Genomic DNA, 18,469 nt, shown 5'->3' on the forward strand with positions numbered 1-18,469 from the left:
GTGGCGAGCACAGGTGGACGTGCAGAAGAAGCTCGACGAGATCGTCAGCTCGGTCTCCGGCGCCCGGTCGATGCCCATGTCGGCCTCGTGTGTGGTCAACCGCGCCGAACTGCTCGCGATGCTGGAAGAGGTCCGGGCCGCCCTGCCCGGCTCCCTCGCCCAGGCCCAGGAGCTGATCGGCGACCGTGAGCAGATGGTCGAGCAGGCCCGCCAGGAAGCCGAGCGGATCATCTCCACCGCGCACGCCGAGCGCGGCTCGCTGATCTCCGACACCGAGGTCGCCCGCCGCTCCCAGGCCGAGGCCGACCGCATCCTCAGCGAGGCCCGCAAAGAGGCCGAGGACGTCCGCGCGGAGGCCGACGACTACGTCGACTCCAAGCTCGCCAACTTCGAGGTCGTCCTCACCAAGACCCTCGGCTCGGTCGGCCGCGGCCGCGAGAAGCTCCTCGGCACCGGCCCCGGCGTCGACGACCAGGGCTACGAGGACGAGGACGCCCCCGAGCGCAGCCACGACCCGGAGACCCTGCGCCGCAACGCCGACGAATACGTCGACGTCAAGCTCGGCGCCTTCGAGGCGGTCCTCGCCAAGACCCTGGAGGCCGTCGGCCGCGGCCGCCAGAAGCTGCACGGCCGGATCGCCACCGACGACCTCGGCGCCCTCGCCGACGACACCAGCACCGTCCAGCACTCCAGCGACGCCGACTACCTCGCCGACCTCGCGGCCCTGGCCGAGCAGGACAACCGGGCCCAGGCCGAACAGCAGGCCGCACCGCAGAGCTACGAGCAGCAGCCGGCCTACGGCTACCAGCAGACCGACACCTACGGCGGCGGCTACCCGCAACAGCAGCCGGCCTACGCCCAGCAGCAGGACCCCTACGGCTACCAGCAGGCCGATCCCTACGCCTACCAGGGCTACGACGCCCAGCAGGCCCCCTACGACGCCGGACAGGCCCAGCAGGGCCAGCAGCACGAGCAGCACGCCCAGCAGTCGTACGCCCTCGACGAGACCAGCCTCTTCGACACCGGCATGATCACGCCGGAGCAGCTGAGGGCCTACGAACAGGGTCGCGGGCAGTAGGCGCGGCCGGTAGGCGACCACCGGATTGGGCCATGAGGGAAAGGTCCAGTATCCTGGCTCTTCGGTCGCGTGTACGTCCGCGATCAGCGCTGCCCGGGAACACCGAAGGGCAGCGTCCCTCTGAGCTCGAAGATCGAAAGCAGGAATGGCTCTGAACGCCCGCCTCGACCACCGCAACCCTCTCGTGTTCGATACGCACGAGCTGGGGCGGCGTCCTGGCGCGCAGCAGCGCCTGACCCGCGAGATCGACGCCCCCAAGGATCTCGGTATCCAGGGAGTCGTCGGAGTGCCGGAAGGCGCCCCGGTGAAGCTCGTACTCCGGCTCGAGTCGGTCATGGAAGGGGTGCTTGTCACAGGCACCGCCCGTGCACAGGCCGAGGGGGAGTGCGTAAGGTGTCTGGAGCCGCTGGAGCTGGAGCTCGAAGCGGACTTCCAGGAGATGTTCTCGTACCCTGACGCCGATGACCGGGGCCGTGTGAAAGCGGAACCGGCCGACGACGCCGAGGAAGACGAGGACAGGCTCTTTCTCGAGGACGGCCTGTTCGACCTCGAACCCGTGCTGCGTGACGCGGTGGTGCTTGCCCTGCCGATGCAGCCGGTGTGCCAGGACGACTGCCCCGGCCTGTGCTCCGAGTGCGGAGCGCGGCTGGCGGACGACCCGGACCACCACCACGACGCCACCGACATTCGTTGGGCGGCACTGCAGGGACTCGCCGGTTCACTCGGAGACGGCGAGAAGGACGAGATGAGCGGCGCCGAAGCGGAAGCGGGCGTCGACGAGAAGCAGGAGAAGTAGCCGTGGCTGTTCCGAAGCGGAAGATGTCGCGCAGCAACACGCGCCACCGCCGGTCGCAGTGGAAGGCTGCGGTCACCCCCCTGGTTGCGTGCGAGCGCTGCCACGAGCCCAAGCAGCAGCACATCGCGTGCCCGTCTTGTGGCACGTACAACAAGCGCCAGGTCCTCGAGGTCTGAGCGGCTGGTGAGAGGCACTGTGTCCACTCCGAAGAAGAACTCTGCGGACAACACGGCCTCGTCCCACACGCTGTTGGAAGGGCGGCTCGGGTACAAACTCGAGTCCGCCCTTCTGGTGCGTGCGCTGACCCACCGGTCCTACGCGTACGAGAACGGCGGCCTGCCCACCAACGAGCGTCTGGAGTTCCTCGGGGACTCCGTGCTCGGCCTCGTGGTCACGGACACGCTGTACCGCACCCACCCCGACCTGCCCGAAGGCCAGCTGGCCAAGTTGCGGGCCGCGGTGGTCAACTCTCGTGCGCTGGCGGAGGTCGGCCGTGGGCTGGACCTGGGCTCCTTCATCCGGCTCGGCCGCGGTGAAGAGGGCACGGGCGGCCGGGACAAGGCATCCATCCTCGCCGACACCCTGGAAGCGGTGATCGGCGCGGTCTATCTCGACCAAGGTCTGGAAGCGGCGGGCGAGCTCGTCCACCGGCTCTTCGATCCGCTGATCGAGAAGTCCTCCAACCTCGGTGCCGGCCTGGACTGGAAGACCAGTCTCCAGGAGCTCACCGCGACCGAAAGCCTCGGCGTGCCCGAGTACCAGGTCTCGGAGACCGGCCCCGACCACGAGAAGACCTTCACTGCTGCCGCCCGCGTCGGAGGCGTCTCGTACGGCACCGGCACCGGCCGCAGCAAGAAGGAGGCGGAGCAACAGGCCGCCGAGTCCGCCTGGCGGTCCATCCGGGCCGCCGCGGACGAGCGTGCCGAGGCTGCCACGAAGGCCGTCGAGGCCGACGCCGGCGCCGACGAGACGCCCGCCTCCGCCTGAGAGAACAGCGCAGTACGCAGAGCGCCCGTCCCGCACCGGGGCGGGCGCTTCGCTCATACACCGGGGGATGCCATGCCCGAGTTGCCCGAGGTCGAGGTCGTACGCCGAGGTCTGGAGCGGTGGGTCGCGCACCGTGCCGTCGCCGAGGCCGAGGTGCTGCACCCCCGTGCGGTACGCCGGCACATCGCCGGCGCCGACGACTTCACGCACCGGCTCAAGGGGCACCGCGTGGGTGTGCCCAGCCGCCGTGGCAAGTACCTGTGGCTGCCGTTGGAGGACACCAACCAGTCGGTGCTGGCGCACCTGGGCATGAGCGGCCAGCTCCTGGTCCAGCCGCACGAGGCCCCCGACGAGAAGCACCTGCGCATCCGGGTCCGCTTCGCCGACGGCCTCGGCACCGAGCTGCGGTTCGTCGACCAACGCACCTTCGGTGGACTGTCGTTGCACGACAACAGCGAGGACGGGCTGCCGGACGTCATCGCGCACATCGCCCGCGACCCCCTCGACCCGCTGTTCGACGACGAGGCCTTCCACCAGGCGCTGCGCCGCAAGCGCAGCACCATCAAACGGGCCCTGCTCGACCAGTCGTTGATCAGCGGAGTCGGCAACATCTACGCGGACGAGGCCCTTTGGCGCGCCCGTCTCCACTACGAGCGCCCGACCGCCGGGTTCACGCGCCCGCGCACGGCCGAACTCCTGGGCCACGTAAGGGATGTGATGAACGCGGCTCTCGCCGTGGGCGGCACGAGTTTCGACAGCCTGTATGTCAACGTCAACGGGGAGTCGGGCTACTTCGACCGCTCGCTCGACGCGTACGGGCGCGAGGGACTGCCCTGCAAGCGGTGCGCCACACCGATGCGCCGACGGCCCTGGATGAACCGGTCCAGCTACTTCTGCCCGAAGTGTCAGCGGGCGCCGCGGGTCTCGTCGTAACTCTGGCGCGCCGCGAGCACGTCGTCCATGCGGCCCTCGACGAAGTGGATCAGGCCGATCAGGCGCTCGGCGACGCCGCGGCCGAGCGGGGTCAGTTCGTAGTCCACGCGGGGCGGGTTGGTCGGCTGGGCCTCGCGGTGCACCAGGCCGTCGCGCTCCAGCGCGTGCAGGGTCTGGGAGAGCATCTTCTCGCTGACGCCGTCGACCCGGCGGCGCAGCTCGTTGAAGCGCAGGGAGCCCTCGTACAGGGCGCCGAGCGTCAGCGCGCCCCAGCGTCCCGTCACATGCTCCAGCGTGCCGCGCGAGGGACAGGCCTTGGCGAACACGTCGTACGGGAGGTCGAAGTCCTGCGTGGTGTCCATACCCCAAGCGTACGTGAACGCAGCGCTAACCAGAAGGGAGTGCTAACCGTGAGTTAGCGCTCCCTCCCGTCGATCGGTGGCTAGTAGCCGAAGTCCTGCGTCCACCACGGGCCACCCGACCCGAAGTGCACACCGACTCCCAGTGTCTTGAAGTCGCAGTTCAGGATGTTCGCCTTGTGGCCGGGGCTGTTCATCCAGGCGTCCATGACCGCGGCCGCGTCGGCCTGGCCCCTGGCTATGTTCTCGCCGCCGAGGCTGGTGATGCCGGCCGCCTCTGCCCGGTCCCAGGGGGAGTTTCCGCTGGGGTCGGTGTGGTCGAAGAAGCCCTGTGCGGCCATGGCGTCGCTGAAGTCCTCGGCGAGCTTGCCGAGCGCGCTGTTGGCGGCGACCGGGCTGCAGCCCACCTTCGCCCGCTCCTCGTTCACCAGCTTCAGCACCTGGGCCTCGGCCTGGGCCTCCGCGGAGACCACGACCGGAGCCTTGGTGTTGGAGGGCGCCTTGGTGGCCGCACGGGACGGCGTCGTCTCCGGCTTCTTGGTGGGCGTGGCCGACGGCTTCTTCGACGGGGTCTCGGTCGGCGTGGCCGTCGAGGCCGAGACGGACGGCGTGGGCGAGGCCGAGCGCTCGCCGTCGCGGCTGGCCGCCTCGTCGTCCCGGCTCTCGTCGGCGCTGCCGGAGGTGCCGCCCTGTTCGGTCGCCGAGTTGGTCGGCGTGTCCGCGGCCTGCACCTTGTCGGCGTTGCCGCCGCCGATCTTGTAGTTGTCGAGGCCGGGCACCACACCCGTGGCCACCGCGACCGTACCGATCGCGACCGCCGCGGAGACACCGAGCAGACCGGTCTTGACCGGCGTCACGACCCTCTTCTTACGGCGCCGACGCGAGCCCCCGCGCCGGGAGCCGTCGGTCGGCGAGAAACCCTCGCTCGCGAACACCACGGTGCCGGTGGACTGGGCGTAGTCGTCGTCCGTCGCGTAGAGATAGGCGTCGCTGCGGGCGGCGTGCGCCTCGGGGTTCAGATAGGGCGCGATGCCCACCGTGGGGTACTCACCGGTGTGCGGACCCCGGGCATCGGCGTCGAAGTCGTACGAGAACTGCTGGTCCAAGCCGTACGAGTGCTGCGGGTCGTAGCCGCTCGTGTATGAGCCGTCTGTTTCTGTGACCCCCGTGGCGCGGCCCGTGGCGGCGCGGCCGGCGGCGGAGCGTCGGTGGCGTCCCATGTGTCCTGGCCTTCCTCGTCCTTTGTGGCCGACTCGTCCCCAGCGGTCGGACCGAACTCACAAAACTCACACGATCGAGTGAGTTTCGTATGAGATTCATTGGCAGGGGACGGTACCGCATGGCGCCAGGGGAGGGAGAGTCCAGAGAGACATTGGTTGGTTAGGTTGCACCTATGAGCGAGGATGTGCGACTGGTCGCCTGGGTGCGAGGACGTGTCCAAGGTGTGGGTTTCCGCTGGTTCACCAGGGCCAAGGCCCTGGAGCTCGGCGGGCTGAGTGGTTTTGCTCTCAATTTGGGGGACGGACGGGTCCAGGTGGTCGCCGAGGGGCCGCGCGAGCGGTGCGAGGGACTGCTCGGCTGGCTCGAGGGTGACGACACGCCCGGGCGCGTGGACGGCGTCACCGAGATCTGGGACACACCCCGCGGGGGGTACGACGGGTTCGCCATCCGCTGAGCCGGTTCTGTAAAGCGGGCCAGGTGGAAGCGGAGGGACATGCCACGGGCACCTGCCTGAAGCAGAAAGGCCCTGGTGGTTGCCAAGAACGGCTTTTCCTGGGAGGCTCCGCACTTAAGGATGATCGCTCCGCCCTGAGGGCCCCGCAGGAGTCGCGGCGCCGCCGTTTCCGGCCGCGCGCACCGGGTTGCCCGCCAATACAGGGCGTGATCGTGTTGACCGTCAAACTTTTTGGTGAGACGCTGAATGCACCCCGCGCACCTTAGCTGTTTGGCATGGATGAACGGCAGCACAAACTCAACAGTGCCAAGCATCGCGGGTGCGAATCCCTCACGACCCACACCGCTTCGGTCGGTCACTCAGTGTGGAGGACCATCCATCATGGCAAAGGCGCTTCTCGGTTACGTCGGCGGCTCCGACCCGCGACTCATTGCCGAGATGCGACGGCTCCAGCAGCGCGTACAAGACCTCGAATCCGAGCTCGTACGGATCCAGGCCGAGAACGACGCGCTCGCGGCTGCCGCTTCTCACGACTCGCTTCTGGAGAGCATCGACGCACACCAGGCGGAGCCTGCGCTCACCTGATCACTGCATCGGCATCGCATCACGACACAAGCAGTGGTTGGGCTGCCCGTATCAACCGCTAAGTTGTCAGAGTTGCATTGCAAGGGACGCTTCGGCGTCCCTTCTTTCTTTCCCCCGAGCCCGAGTGACCTCCCACCCTCTTCAACGTCTGATGTGCCCTGCACGTTCATGGGTGAAACCGCGGGAAACAGCGCGTTCATGGAGTGAGACAACCTCGGAAGGTAGAGTCCGGCGGCGTGCACCTCAAGGCCCTGACCCTCCGCGGGTTCAAGTCGTTCGCCTCGGCGACCACGCTCCGCTTCGAGCCGGGGATCACGTGCGTCGTCGGCCCGAACGGCTCGGGGAAGTCCAATGTCGTCGACGCCCTGAGCTGGGTCATGGGCGAGCAGGGCGCCAAGTCGCTGCGCGGCGGCAAGATGGAGGACGTCATCTTCGCCGGCACCACCGGGCGTCCGCCGCTGGGCCGGGCCGAGGTGTCGCTGACCATCGACAACTCCGACGGGGCGCTGCCCATCGAGTACGCCGAGGTCACCATCACGCGGATCATGTTCCGCAACGGCGGCAGCGAGTACCAGATCAACGGCGACACCTGCCGTCTCCTGGACATCCAGGACCTCCTCTCCGACTCCGGCATCGGCCGGGAGATGCATGTCATCGTCGGCCAGGGCCAGCTCGACTCCGTCCTGCACGCCGACCCGATGGGCCGCCGGGCCTTCATCGAAGAGGCCGCCGGTGTGTTGAAGCACCGCAAGCGCAAGGAGAAGGCCCTTCGCAAGCTGGACGCGATGCAGGCCAACCTCGCGCGCGTGCAGGACCTGACGGACGAGCTGCGCAGACAACTGAAGCCCCTGGGCCGCCAGGCCGCGGTCGCACGCCGCGCCGCCGTCATCCAGGCCGATCTCCGCGACGCCCGCCTGCGGCTGCTGGCCGACGATCTCGTACGACTGCGCCAGGCGCTCAAGTCCGAGATCGCCGACGAGGCCGCGCTGAAGGAGCGCAAGGAGGCCGCCGAGCTGGAGCTGAAGAAGGCGCTCCAGCGGGAGGCGCTCCTGGAGGACGAGGTACGGCAGCTCACGCCACGGCTTCAGCGGGCCCAGCAGACCTGGTACGAGCTCTCCCAGCTCGCCGAGCGGGTGCGCGGCACGGTCTCGCTCGCCGACGCCCGGGTGAAGAGCGCGACCTCCGCGCCGCCGGAGGAACGGCGCGGCCGGGACCCCGAGGACATGGAGCGCGAGGCCGCCCGGATCCGCGAGCAGGAGGCCGAGCTGGAGGCGGCTCTGGAGGCGGCCGAGCACGCTCTGGAGGACACGGTCGCCCACCGCGCCGAGCTCGAACGTTCGCTGACCGACGAGGAACGGCGCCTGAAGGACGTCGCCCGCGCCATCGCCGACCGCCGCGAGGGTCTGGCCCGACTGAACGGCCAGGTCAACGCGGCCCGTTCGCGCGCGGCTTCGGCGCAGGCCGAGATCGACCGACTGGCGTCCGCGAGGGACGAGGCCCAGGAGCGGGCCTTCGCCGCGCAGGAGGAGTACGAGACGCTCCAGGCCGAGGTCGACGGGCTGGACGCGGGTGACGCGGAACTGGCGGAGCAGCACGACACGGCGAAGGCGGCGCTGGCGGAGGCGGAGGCGGCTCTCACGGCGGCTCGGGAGGCGGCCACGGCTGCCGAGCGAAAGCGAGCGGCGACCCAGGCACGGCACGAGGCGCTCGCGCTGGGGCTGCGCAGGAAGGACGGGACGGGGATACTGCTGGGCGCGAAGGACCGCCTCACCGGCCTGCTGGGCCCGGCGGCGGAGCTGCTGAGCGTGACCCCGGGCTACGAGGTCGCACTGGCGGCGGCTTTCGGAGCGGCGGCGGACGCGCTGGCGGTCACATCACCGTCGGCGGCGGCGGACGCGATCCGCTTGCTGCGGAAACAGGACGGTGGCAGGGCGTCACTCCTTTTGGCAGGCGGCCCCGAAGACGCGCCCCAAAGGGGCGCGGGGCTGCATCAATCTGCGGCTCCGCCGCGGGGCGCGACCAGCCACGACGAACCCGCAGACGCCACACAGCAGCACGCGGCAGATTTCGTCCGCGGGCCTTCGGACCTCATGCCGGCCGTCCGCCGTCTACTCCACCGCATCGTCGTCGTCGGCACCCTCGAAGACGCCGAAGACCTCGTCTACGCCCACCCCCACCTCACCGCGGTCACCGCCGAAGGCGACCTCCTCGGCGCCCACTTCGCCCACGGCGGCTCCGCGGGCGCCCCCAGCCTCCTCGAAGTACAGGCATCCGTCGACGAGGCAGCCGCCGAGCTGGAACAACTCGCCGTCCGCTGCGAGGAGTTGAGTGAGGCCCAGCACGAGGCACAGGCGCGCCGCAAGAACAGCGCCGCCCTCGTCGAGGAGCTCGGGGAACGGCGTAGGGCCGCCGACAGGGAGAAGTCGACCGTGGCCCAGCAGCTCGGTCGCCTGGCCGGGCAGGCACGTGGCGCCGCGGGCGAGGCCGAGCGATCCGTCGCGGCGGCCACCCGCGCACAGGAGTCCCTCGACAAGGCGCTTCAGGACGTGGAGGAACTCGCCGAACGCCTGGCCGTGGCCGAGGAGATGCCGGTCGAGGAGGAGCCCGACACCTCCGTACGGGACCGGCTCGCCGCGGACGGGGCGAACGCGCGGCAGACCGAGATGGAAGCCCGGCTCCAGGTCCGTACGCACGAGGAGCGGGTCAAGGGACTGGCCGGCCGGGCCGACTCCCTCGACCGCGCCGCCCGTGCGGAGCGCGACGCACGCGCGCGTGCCGAGCAGCGGCGCGCGAGGTTGCGGCACGAGGCCACGGTCGCCGAGGCCGTCGCCTCCGGTGCGCGGCAGCTTCTCGCGCACGTCGAGGTGTCCCTCGGCCGGGCGCAGGAGGAGCGGGCCGCCGCCGAGGCCGCCAAGGCGCGCCGCGAGCAGGAGCTGACCGTCGCCCGTAACACCGGCCGCGACCTCAAGGCCGAGCTGGACAAGCTGACCGACTCGGTGCACCGCGGTGAGGTGCTCGGTGCCGAGAAGCGGATGCGGATCGAGCAGCTGGAGACCAAGGCGCTGGAGGAGCTGGGCGTCGAACCCGCCGGGCTCGTCTCGGAGTACGGGCCCCATCAGCTCGTACCGCCCTCTCCGCCCGCCGAGGGCGAGGAGCTGCCCGAGGATCCGGAGCATCCGCGCAACCAGCCGAAGCCGTTCCACCGGGCCGAGCAGGAGAAGCGGCTCAGGGCGGCCGAGCGGGCGTATCAGCAGCTGGGGAAGGTGAACCCGCTCGCGCTGGAGGAGTTCTCGGCGCTGGAGGAGCGGCACAAGTTCCTGAGCGAGCAGCTGGAGGACCTGAAGAAGACCCGGGCCGATCTGCTCCAGGTGGTGAAGGAGGTCGACGAGCGGGTCGAGCAGGTGTTCACCGAGGCCTATCGGGACACCGCACGGGAGTTCGAGGGTGTCTTCAGCCGGCTGTTCCCCGGGGGCGAGGGGCGGTTGATTCTCACCGACCCCGACAACATGCTCACCACCGGCGTCGACGTCGAGGCGCGTCCGCCGGGCAAGAAGGTCAAGCGGCTCAGCCTGCTCTCCGGTGGCGAGCGTTCCCTCACCGCCGTAGCGTTGCTGGTGTCGATCTTCAAGGCCCGGCCGAGCCCCTTCTACGTCATGGACGAGGTCGAGGCCGCGCTCGACGACACCAACCTCCAGCGACTGATCCGGATCATGCAGGAGCTTCAGGAGGCGTCGCAGCTCATCGTGATCACGCACCAGAAGCGGACGATGGAGGTCGCCGACGCGCTGTACGGCGTCTCCATGCAGGGCGACGGTGTCTCGAAGGTCATCAGTCAGAGACTGCGTTAGCGCGTCTGCCCCGTTTTCACTTCTTCAATCCTTGAACTCAACTTCCTCTGTGGTGCCTGTTTTCTCACACCGTCCCATGTGTTGACTTCATAACTTGAAGGCATAGGGTCTGCATCGTTGTTCTTGCCTTCAGGCAGCGTTGCCGATGGCCTTAGGAGTTGAACGTGACCAGCACAGCGCAGGCACCCAAGTCAGGAGCCAGGTCGGCTCAGCCCGAGCATCTCGGGCACGTCATCTTCATCGCGGCGGCGGCCGCGATGGGCGGTTTCCTCTTCGGCTACGACAGCTCCGTGATCAACGGTGCCGTCGAGGCCATCCGGGACCGCTATGACATCGGCTCCGCGGCGCTGGCCCAGGTCATCGCCGTCGCCCTGATCGGATGTGCCATCGGCGCCGCGACCGCCGGCCGGATCGCCGACCGGATCGGACGCATCCGGTGCATGCAGATCTCGGCCGTCCTCTTCACGGTCAGCGCGGTCGGTTCGGCGCTGCCCTTCGCCCTGTGGGACCTCGCCTTCTGGCGGGTCGTCGGCGGCTTCGCCATCGGCATGGCCTCCGTGATCGGCCCCGCCTACATCGCGGAGGTCGCCCCGCCGGCCTACCGCGGTCGCCTCGGTTCCTTCCAGCAGGCCGCGATCGTCATCGGCATCGCCATCTCGCAGCTGGTCAACTGGGGCCTGCTGAACGCGGCGGGCGGCGACCAGCGCGGCAAGCTGATGGGCATCGAGGCCTGGCAGGTCATGCTCGGCGTCATGGTGATCCCGGCCGTCCTCTACGGTCTGCTCTCCTTCGCGATCCCCGAGTCCCCGCGCTTCCTGATCTCCGTCGGCAAGCACGAGCGCGCCCGCGAGATCCTCGAGGAGGTCGAGGGCAAGGACATCGACCTGGACGCCCGGGTCACCGAGATCGAGCACGCCATGAACAGCGAGCACAAGTCCACCTTCAAGGACCTGCTCGGCGGCAGCTTCTTCTTCAAGCCGATCGTCTGGATCGGCATCGGCCTGTCGGTCTTCCAGCAGTTCGTCGGCATCAACGTCGCGTTCTACTACTCCTCGACGCTGTGGCAGTCGGTCGGTGTCGACCCGACGGACTCGTTCTTCTACTCGTTCACGACGTCGATCGTGAACATCGTCGGCACCGTGATCGCCATGATCTTCGTGGACCGTGTCGGCCGTAAGCCGCTGGCCCTCATCGGCTCGGTCGGCATGGTGATCGGTCTGGCGCTGGAGGCCTGGGCCTTCTCCTTCGACCTGGTCGACGGCAAGCTGCCGGCCGCGCAGGGCTGGACCGCCCTGATCGCCGCCCATGTCTTCGTCCTCTTCTTCGCCCTGTCCTGGGGCGTGGTCGTCTGGGTCTTCCTCGGCGAGATGTTCCCGAACAGGATCCGCGCCGCCGCCCTGGGTGTGGCCGCCTCCGCGCAGTGGATCGCCAACTGGGCCATCACCGCGAGCTTCCCGTCGCTGGCCGACTGGAACCTCTCCGCGACCTACGTGATCTACACGGTCTTCGCCGCGCTCTCCATCCCCTTCGTCCTGAAGTTCGTGAAGGAGACCAAGGGCAAGGCGCTGGAGGAGATGGGCTGAGCGCCCGTACGAACTCGGGGGGACGGGCCCATCCCCGCTGCCCTTCTCCCCGGATCCCGCCGCCGCCCCGGCTCGGCCACTGTCCGAGCCGGGGCGGCGGTGCGTCACGGCTCTCCTCAGTCCTTCAGCGCGGGCAGCACCCGCTCCGCGAACAGCCTGAGGCTCCGCCAGCCCTCCGCCGGCGGCATCCCGCCCGCCAGCGGATGGAGTACGAGGTTGTCGAGCCCTTGGTCCAGGCACTGCTCCGGCGTCAGGATCCGGTAGACGCCCTCGGCGCGCAGCTCGTCCACGCTCGTCGCCGCCGACTTCACGGCCGACCGGATGTCCCCGGACTGCCAGGAGGCGTACGTCCGGGCCTCGTGCAGGAAGCAGGAGCCGTAGGACTCCCACACCTCCTCCGGGTTCTCGGCGATGTGCAGCAGCGGCGTCTCGGCGGCGGGCATCATGGTCCAGCCCTCGGTGCCGTACTCGACCAGCCGCTCCTTGTAGTACGCCTCCAGCTCCGGCAGATGCGCGCTGGGGAAGAACGGCAGGCCCAGGCGTGCGGCGCGGCGCGCGGCGGCCCGGGAGGAACCGCCGACCAGGAGCAGGGGGTGCGGGTCGGTGCAGGGGCGCGGGGTGACGCGTACCGTACGGCCGCGGTACTCGAACTCCTCGCCGGTCCAGGCCTTGAGCAGGGTCTCCAGGAGCTCGTCCTGGAGCTTGCCGCGCCGCTTCCAGTCGACGTCGAACTGGGCGTACTCCTCGGGCCGATAGCCGATCCCGGCGACCGTCACCAGCCGGCCGCCGCTGAGCAGGTCCAGTACGGCGATCTCCTCGGCCAGCCGGAGCGGGTCGTGCAGCGGGCCGATGATCGCCGAGACCGTGACCGCGATCCGGCGGGTCGCGCCGAAGACGGCGCCCGCGAAGGCGAAGGGCGAGGGCAGCCAGTTGTTGGCGACGCCGTGGTGCTCCTCGGTCTGCACGGTGGTGATCCCGTGCTCGTCGGCGTACGCGGCCATCTCCAGGGCGGCCTGATAGCGGGCGCGCAGGGAGGCGGGGGTGGCGCCGGGTTCGACGAGGTTGAAGCGGACGACCGTGACGGGCATGGGGGTCCCCCTTCAGTCGGTGGTGGGGGACGGTAGCTGACGGTACGTCAGATGGCCATGGCCGCGGGCCTCTCGCCCCCGGTCGTCTTCCCGGGGACCGCCGGCTTCGGCAGCGCCGCGTACAGCAGGCCCGAGACGACGATCGTGGCGACCCAGCCGAGGCCGTACTCGCCGATCGGGTTGTTCGAGGCCAGCGGGCCGGTGAACCAGTCGGAGGCGGTGAAGAGCAGCCCGCTGCCGAGGCCGGCCGCCCAGGCCGCGACCGCCGCCGGGCCGAAACCGCCCCGGTACCAGTAGGCGCTGGTGGGGCCTGTGTCGAGGAGCGCCTCGGCGTCGTACTCCTCGCGGCGCAGCATGTCGACGCCGAAGACGCCGAGCCAGGCCGAGAAGGCCACCGCGAGCAGGGAGAGGAAGGTGACGAAGGGGCCCATGAAGCCGGTCGCGGCGAGCATCAGGACGCCGCCGAAGACCAGGGAGATCACCGCGTTGACCGAGACCGCCCAGTGGCGCGGGATGCGGAAGCCCAGGGTCTGGGCGGTGAAGCCCGCCGAGTACATGGACATCGAGTTGATCAGCAGCGTGCCGACCAGGGCGATCAGCAGATAGGGCACCGCGAGCCAGAGCGGGAGGATCTCGCCGAGGAAGGACACGGGGTCCGCGGCGGAGGCCAGGTCGGGTGTCGACGCGGCCATCACCACACCCATCAGGACCATCGGCAGTACGACGATCCCGGCGCCGCCCACCGTGTTGCGTACGATCGCCGCCGCCGGTGTCGAGTCCGGCAGATAGCGCGTGAAGTCGGGGGCGGAGGGCACCCAGCTGATGCCGCCCGCCGCGATCAGGCCCACGCCCGTGATCATCGCCGAGGTCGGTCCGGCACTCTGCCCGAAGACCTCGCTCCAGTCCGTCTCCACGATCAGATGGCCGAGCACGAGGACGGAGAAGCCGCCGAAGAGCCAGGTGGCCCACTTGTTGCACCTCTGCACGGCGTTGATGCCCAGGCCGGAGATCGCGAACGTGGTGATCACGAAGAGCAGCAGCGTGACGACGATCAGGGGAGTGCTGCTCCTGATGCCGAAGAGGATGTCCAGGACCGTCAGCAGCGCGTAGGCGCCGGTCACCGCGTTGATCGTCTCCCAGCCCCAGCGGGCCACCCAGATCAGCGAGCCCGGCAGCAGGTTCCCGCGCTGCCCGAACGCCGCGCGCGACAGCGCCATACCGGGGGCGCCGCCGCGCCTGCCGGCGACACCGATCAGCCCGACCAGGCCGTACGAGACGATCGGCGCCGCGACGCCGACCACCAGGGCCTGCCAGAAGTTGAGCCCGTACGACACGGACAGGGTCGCTCCCATGGTCAGGAGCAGGACGCTGATGTTGGCGGCGACCCAGGTGGGGAACAGTTCGCGGGGTCTGGCGGTGCGCTCGGAGCGGGGGATCGGCTCCAGGCCGTGCGTTTCGAGACCGCTCATGAGGCGCCATCGTACATTAGTCCTACTAAATGGACCTTTGATGCGTTTTGTCCCAGTGTTTGCTCCAGCGGATCTTTGAGGAAACGCGTGCTGGGTGCGGTCCGGACCCATGGCCGATACTGGACGGGTTATGGAAACCGTCATCCTTGCTGTAGTCATCGCCGTGGTCGTGCTCGGTGTGCTCGGCGGGCTCGTCGTCGGCAGCCGACGTAAGAAGCCGCTGCCCCCGCCGCCTCCCGCAGCGCCCGACATCACCGCCCCTCCGGCCGAGCCGCATGTCGGCGACGAGGCCGAGACGCCCCGCGACGAACCGCGCCGGACGATAGAGGAGGTGGACCTCCCGGACGGCTCGGCCCCGGTCGTCGTCGAGGAACCGCCCGCCCTCGAAGTCCCCGAGATCGAGGTCCCCGAGCCCACGGCCGGACGGCTTGTCCGCCTGCGCGCGCGCCTCTCCCGCTCCCAGAACGCGCTCGGCAAGGGGCTGCTCACGCTCCTGTCGCGCGAGCACCTCGACGACGACACCTGGGAGGAGATCGAGGACATCCTCCTCACCGCCGACGTCGGCGTCGCCCCCACCCAGGAACTGGTCGAGGGCCTGCGCGAGCGCGTGAAGGTGCTCGGCACCCGGACCCCCGCGGAGCTGCGCACGCTGCTGCGTGAGGAGCTCCTGAAGCTGGTCGGCACCGACTTCGACCGCACCGTGAAGACCGAGCCCGAGACCACCAAGCCCGGCATCGTGATGGTCGTCGGGGTCAACGGCACCGGGAAGACCACCACCACCGGCAAGCTCGCGCGTGTCCTGGTGGCCGACGGGCGCACCGTCGTGCTCGGGGCCGCCGACACCTTCCGTGCCGCCGCCGCCGACCAGCTCCAGACCTGGGGCGACCGGGTCGGCGCCCACACCGTGCGCGGCCCCGAGGGCGGCGACCCCGCCTCCATCGCCTTCGACGCGGTGAAGGAGGGGAAGGAGATCGGTGCCGATGTCGTGCTGATCGACACCGCCGGGCGTCTGCACACCAAGACCGGACTCATGGACGAACTCGGCAAGGTCAAGCGGGTCGTGGAGAAGCAGGCGCCGCTCGACGAGGTGCTGCTGGTGCTGGACGCCACGACCGGGCAGAACGGTCTGGTGCAGGCCCGCGTCTTCGCCGAGGTCGTCGACATCACCGGCATCGTGCTGACCAAGCTCGACGGCACGGCCAAGGGCGGCATCGTGGTCGCGGTCCAGCGGGAGCTGGGCGTACCGGTGAAGCTGGTGGGGCTCGGTGAGGGGGCGGACGATCTGGCGCCGTTCGAGCCGGAGGCGTTCGTCGACGCGCTCATCGGCGACTGAGGAAACGTACACGCAAAGGCCGTATGCGCGAAGAAGTGCCCGCCCCCAAGGTGCAGTTGGGAGCGGGCACTTCGCCGTGTACGCCTACGCGCGCGACCTGTGCGCCACGTACGCCAGCGTCCCGAGCAGCAGGCGTGCCGCCGGTGGTTTCGTCGCCGAGTCCAGGGCGGGCGGGCGCAGCCAGTTCACGGGGCCCAGGCCGCCGCGGTCCGAGGGCGGGGCCGTGATGTGGGTGCCGGGGCCGAGGCCGCGCAGGTCGAGGGAGGTGGGGTCGTCCCAGCCCATGCGGTAGAGGAGTTCGGGGAGTTCGGCGGCGGCGCCGGGGGCGACGAAGAAGTGGGCGCGGCCGTCGGGGGTGGCGGTGACCGGGCCGAGGGGGAGGCCCATGCGCTCCAGGCGGACCAGGGCGCGGCGCCCGGCGGGTTCGGCGACCTCGATCACGTCGAAGGCCCGGCCGACCGGGAGCATCACCGAGGCGCCGGGGAACTCGGCCCAGGCGCCGGTCACTTCGTCCAGCGTCGCCCCGGCGGGCACCTCGGGGGCGAAGTCCAGCGGATGCGCGCCCGGTGCCCGGCAGTCGGCCCGGCCGCAGGAGCACGCGCCCGCGGCGGCCCGGGCGCCCGGGACCACGTCCCAGCCCCAGAGTCCGGTGAACTCGGCCACGGCGGTGCACTCCGACGAGCGGCCGCGGCGACGCGAGGAGGACCGGATGTCGCGGATGCCCCGACTGCTGCCGATCGTGAAGCCCATGCCCCCTCCAACGGGTCCGACGCACCGGTGGTTACGAGACGGGCACGGAAAGTGACCTGAGCGGTGTCACGGGTGTCCACTCGCGCGTGTCCACTCGGCGCCCGGGTGCGCCCCGGGTGGTGCGCCCGGACTTGCGCGCCCCTGAATGCTCCGCTCCGCCCACTCCCGGCTGTCCTATGTCAAGTGAATCGCGTGTGGGCGACCGTGAGTTCATTCGAAGGGGTGGCGAATGGTGGCGTTTCCGGGATCGCCATGGCTGGAGGGGTGATCGTAGGATTACTTTGAGTGCACGAGTCCTGGGGGCACATGCACTTGTGGGTATGCCGGAGGCAAGTCGGTATCCCGTTCGAAGGGTGAGAACCACCGGACGGACGGCCGTATTTACCGGCATTCTGATAGGGCTTGGCGCACTCAGCGACAAGTGGTCTCAGGGATGGGGGCGTTCCAGTGAGCGGCAACGGCGAGAGCGGAACAGGCGCCGGCAGCGCGGCGAACGGCGACAAGCGCCCCAATGAGCTGCTCACCTCGTGGTTCGTGCGCAGCGGCTGGTCGAAGGGCGAGCTCGCCCGCCAAGTCAACCGCCGGGCCCGCCAGTTGGGGGCCAACCACATCTCCACCGACACCTCGCGCGTCCGCCGCTGGCTGGACGGCGAGAATCCCCGCGAACCGATCCCCAGGATCCTGTCGGAGCTGTTCTCCGAGCGGTTCGGCTGTGTGGTTTCCGTGGAGGATCTCGGGCTGCGCGCCGCGCGCCAGTCACCGTCCGTGTCCGGGGTCGACCTGCCCTGGACGGGCCCGCAGACCGTGGCCCTGCTCAGCGAGTTCTCGCGCAGCGACCTGATGCTGGCGCGGCGCGGCTTCCTCGGGACCTCGCTGGCCCTGTCCGCGGGCCCGTCCCTCATCGAGCCCATGCAGCGCTGGCTCGTGCCCTCCCCGTCCGCCCCGCACCACGAACCGGAGTCCGCGCACCGCCGGGGCGGCCGGCTGTCCAAGCCCGAGCTGGACCTCCTGGAGTCCACCACCGTGATGTTCCGGCAGTGGGACGCCCAGTGCGGTGGCGGTCTGCGCCGCAAGGCGGTCGTCGGCCAGCTGCACGAGGTGACCGACCTCCTCCAGGAACCCCAGCCCGAGGCCACCACCCGCAAGCTGTTCAAGGTCGCCGCCGAGCTGGCCGAGCTCGCGGGCTGGATGTCGTACGACGTGGGGCTCCAGCCGACCGCGCAGAAGTACTTCGTGCTCGCGCTGCACGCCGCCAAGGAGGCCGGCGACAAGCCGCTGGGCTCCTACGTCCTGTCCAGCATGAGCCGCCAGATGATCCACCTCGGCCGGCCCGACGACGCCCTGGAGCTGATCCACCTCGCGCAGTACGGCAGCCGGGACTGCGCGAGCCCGCGCACCCAGTCGATGCTGTATGCGATGGAGGCCCGCGCCTACGCCAACATGGGACAGCCCGGCAAGTGCAAGCGCGCGGTCCGGATGGCCGAGGACACCTTCTCCGACGTCGACGAGTGGGACGAGCCGGACCCCGACTGGATCCGCTTCTTCTCCGAGGCCGAGCTGTACGGCGAGAACTCCCACTCCTACCGTGACCTGGCCTATGTCGCCGGCCGCAGCCCCACCTACGCCTCCCTGGCCGAGCCGCTCATGGAGCGGGCCGTGGACCTCTTCGCCAAGGACACCGAGCACCAGCGGTCGTACGCACTCAATCTGATCGGCATGGCCACCGTGCACCTGCTCCAGCGCGAGCCCGGGCAGAGCGCGGTCCTCGCGGAACAGGCCATGCACATCGCCAAGAAGGTCCGCTCCGAGCGGGTGAACACTCGTATCCGAAAGACGGTCGACACGGCCGTACGCGATTTCGGTGATCTAGCCGAGGTCATCGACCTGACCGACAAGCTCGCGGTGGAACTCCCGGAGACCGCCGAGGCGGTTTGAAACTCCCCGAACCCCGGCCGCGGCCGGCCCTCCCGAACTGCCCGACTCGG

16 protein-coding genes are annotated in these 18,469 nt (G+C 69.8%); 11 read left to right on the forward strand and 5 right to left on the reverse strand.

What is annotated here, in order from left to right:
• Window positions 1–13 precede the first annotated feature (13 nt).
• The 5 genes from ABKA17_RS05195 to mutM all read left to right on the forward strand — a co-directional run bounded on the left by ABKA17_RS05195 (window position 14) and on the right by mutM (window position 3,794).
• Window positions 14–1,078, forward strand: coding sequence for a F0F1 ATP synthase subunit B (locus ABKA17_RS05195; RefSeq protein ID WP_353690612.1), 1,065 nt, complete (start codon window positions 14–16; stop codon window positions 1,076–1,078).
• Between the two features lie 145 nt (window positions 1,079–1,223).
• Window positions 1,224–1,874 (forward strand): YceD family protein, encoded by a 651-nt coding sequence (locus tag ABKA17_RS05200; RefSeq protein ID WP_353690613.1) that lies wholly within the window; start codon window positions 1,224–1,226, stop codon window positions 1,872–1,874.
• 2 nt (window positions 1,875–1,876) lie between these two features.
• Window positions 1,877–2,050 (forward strand): 50S ribosomal protein L32, encoded by a 174-nt coding sequence (gene rpmF, locus ABKA17_RS05205; RefSeq protein WP_015657589.1) that lies wholly within the window; start codon window positions 1,877–1,879, stop codon window positions 2,048–2,050.
• Between the two features lie 19 nt (window positions 2,051–2,069).
• Window positions 2,070–2,861 (forward strand): ribonuclease III, encoded by a 792-nt coding sequence (rnc, locus tag ABKA17_RS05210; RefSeq protein WP_353690614.1) that lies wholly within the window; start codon window positions 2,070–2,072, stop codon window positions 2,859–2,861.
• Between the two features lie 72 nt (window positions 2,862–2,933).
• A complete protein-coding gene (gene mutM / locus ABKA17_RS05215; protein WP_353690615.1) occupies window positions 2,934–3,794 on the forward strand; it encodes a bifunctional DNA-formamidopyrimidine glycosylase/DNA-(apurinic or apyrimidinic site) lyase in 861 nt (286 codons plus the stop codon).
• Here the strand turns inward: mutM and ABKA17_RS05220 are convergent.
• Together ABKA17_RS05220 and ABKA17_RS05225 are read right to left on the reverse strand one after the other, a co-directional pair.
• Complete coding sequence (locus tag ABKA17_RS05220; protein WP_353690616.1) at window positions 3,767–4,156, reverse strand: winged helix-turn-helix transcriptional regulator; 390 nt, start codon at window positions 4,154–4,156, stop codon at window positions 3,767–3,769. The two genes, mutM and ABKA17_RS05220, sit on opposite strands and share 28 nt — an antisense overlap.
• Window positions 4,157–4,236: 80 nt before the next feature.
• Window positions 4,237–5,373 carry a CAP domain-containing protein gene (locus ABKA17_RS05225; protein ID WP_353690617.1) on the reverse strand — a complete coding sequence of 379 codons (1,137 nt, stop codon included), beginning with the start codon at window positions 5,371–5,373 and terminating at the stop codon, window positions 4,237–4,239.
• A gap of 173 nt (window positions 5,374–5,546) precedes the next feature.
• Here ABKA17_RS05225 and ABKA17_RS05230 point away from each other — a divergent pair, with 173 nt between their 5' ends.
• From ABKA17_RS05230 to ABKA17_RS05245, 4 genes are all read left to right on the forward strand, one after another.
• Window positions 5,547–5,828: an acylphosphatase gene (locus ABKA17_RS05230; protein ID WP_353690618.1), complete on the forward strand. Its 282-nt coding sequence runs from the start codon at window positions 5,547–5,549 to the stop codon at window positions 5,826–5,828.
• 381 nt (window positions 5,829–6,209) lie between these two features.
• Window positions 6,210–6,413 (forward strand): hypothetical protein, encoded by a 204-nt coding sequence (locus tag ABKA17_RS05235; RefSeq protein WP_037649730.1) that lies wholly within the window; start codon window positions 6,210–6,212, stop codon window positions 6,411–6,413.
• 236 nt (window positions 6,414–6,649) lie between these two features.
• Window positions 6,650–10,261, forward strand: a complete 3,612-nt coding sequence (gene smc / locus ABKA17_RS05240) for a chromosome segregation protein SMC (RefSeq protein ID WP_353690619.1) — start codon at window positions 6,650–6,652, stop codon at window positions 10,259–10,261.
• 164 nt (window positions 10,262–10,425) lie between these two features.
• The gene (locus tag ABKA17_RS05245) at window positions 10,426–11,844 is read left to right on the forward strand and encodes a sugar porter family MFS transporter (protein ID WP_353690620.1); all 1,419 of its coding nucleotides are present in this window, start codon (window positions 10,426–10,428) and stop codon (window positions 11,842–11,844) included.
• A 116-nt stretch (window positions 11,845–11,960) separates the two neighbouring features.
• Here the strand turns inward: ABKA17_RS05245 and ABKA17_RS05250 are convergent, their stop codons facing one another.
• Together ABKA17_RS05250 and ABKA17_RS05255 are read right to left on the reverse strand one after the other, a co-directional pair.
• The gene (locus tag ABKA17_RS05250) at window positions 11,961–12,932 is read right to left on the reverse strand and encodes an LLM class flavin-dependent oxidoreductase (protein ID WP_353690621.1); all 972 of its coding nucleotides are present in this window, start codon (window positions 12,930–12,932) and stop codon (window positions 11,961–11,963) included.
• 47 nt (window positions 12,933–12,979) lie between these two features.
• Window positions 12,980–14,401 (reverse strand): cytosine permease, encoded by a 1,422-nt coding sequence (locus ABKA17_RS05255; protein WP_353690622.1) that lies wholly within the window; start codon window positions 14,399–14,401, stop codon window positions 12,980–12,982.
• A 130-nt stretch (window positions 14,402–14,531) separates the two neighbouring features.
• Between ABKA17_RS05255 and ftsY the strand changes: the two genes are divergently transcribed.
• A complete protein-coding gene (gene ftsY, locus ABKA17_RS05260) occupies window positions 14,532–15,734 on the forward strand; it encodes a signal recognition particle-docking protein FtsY (RefSeq protein WP_353690623.1) in 1,203 nt (400 codons plus the stop codon).
• Between the two features lie 84 nt (window positions 15,735–15,818).
• Here ftsY and ABKA17_RS05265 read toward each other — a convergent pair whose 3' ends face one another.
• Entirely contained in the window at window positions 15,819–16,484 is a 666-nt protein-coding gene (locus ABKA17_RS05265) for a bifunctional DNA primase/polymerase (protein ID WP_353690624.1), read from the reverse strand.
• 447 nt (window positions 16,485–16,931) lie between these two features.
• Between ABKA17_RS05265 and nsdA the strand changes: the two genes are divergently transcribed.
• Window positions 16,932–18,419, forward strand: coding sequence for a transcriptional repressor NsdA (gene nsdA / locus ABKA17_RS05270; protein ID WP_353690625.1), 1,488 nt, complete (start codon window positions 16,932–16,934; stop codon window positions 18,417–18,419).
• Window positions 18,420–18,469 lie beyond the last annotated feature (50 nt).

Origin of the sequence: Streptomyces sp. RG80, assembly GCF_040446465.1 — a bacterium.
GTDB lineage: Bacteria > Actinomycetota > Actinomycetes > Streptomycetales > Streptomycetaceae > Streptomyces.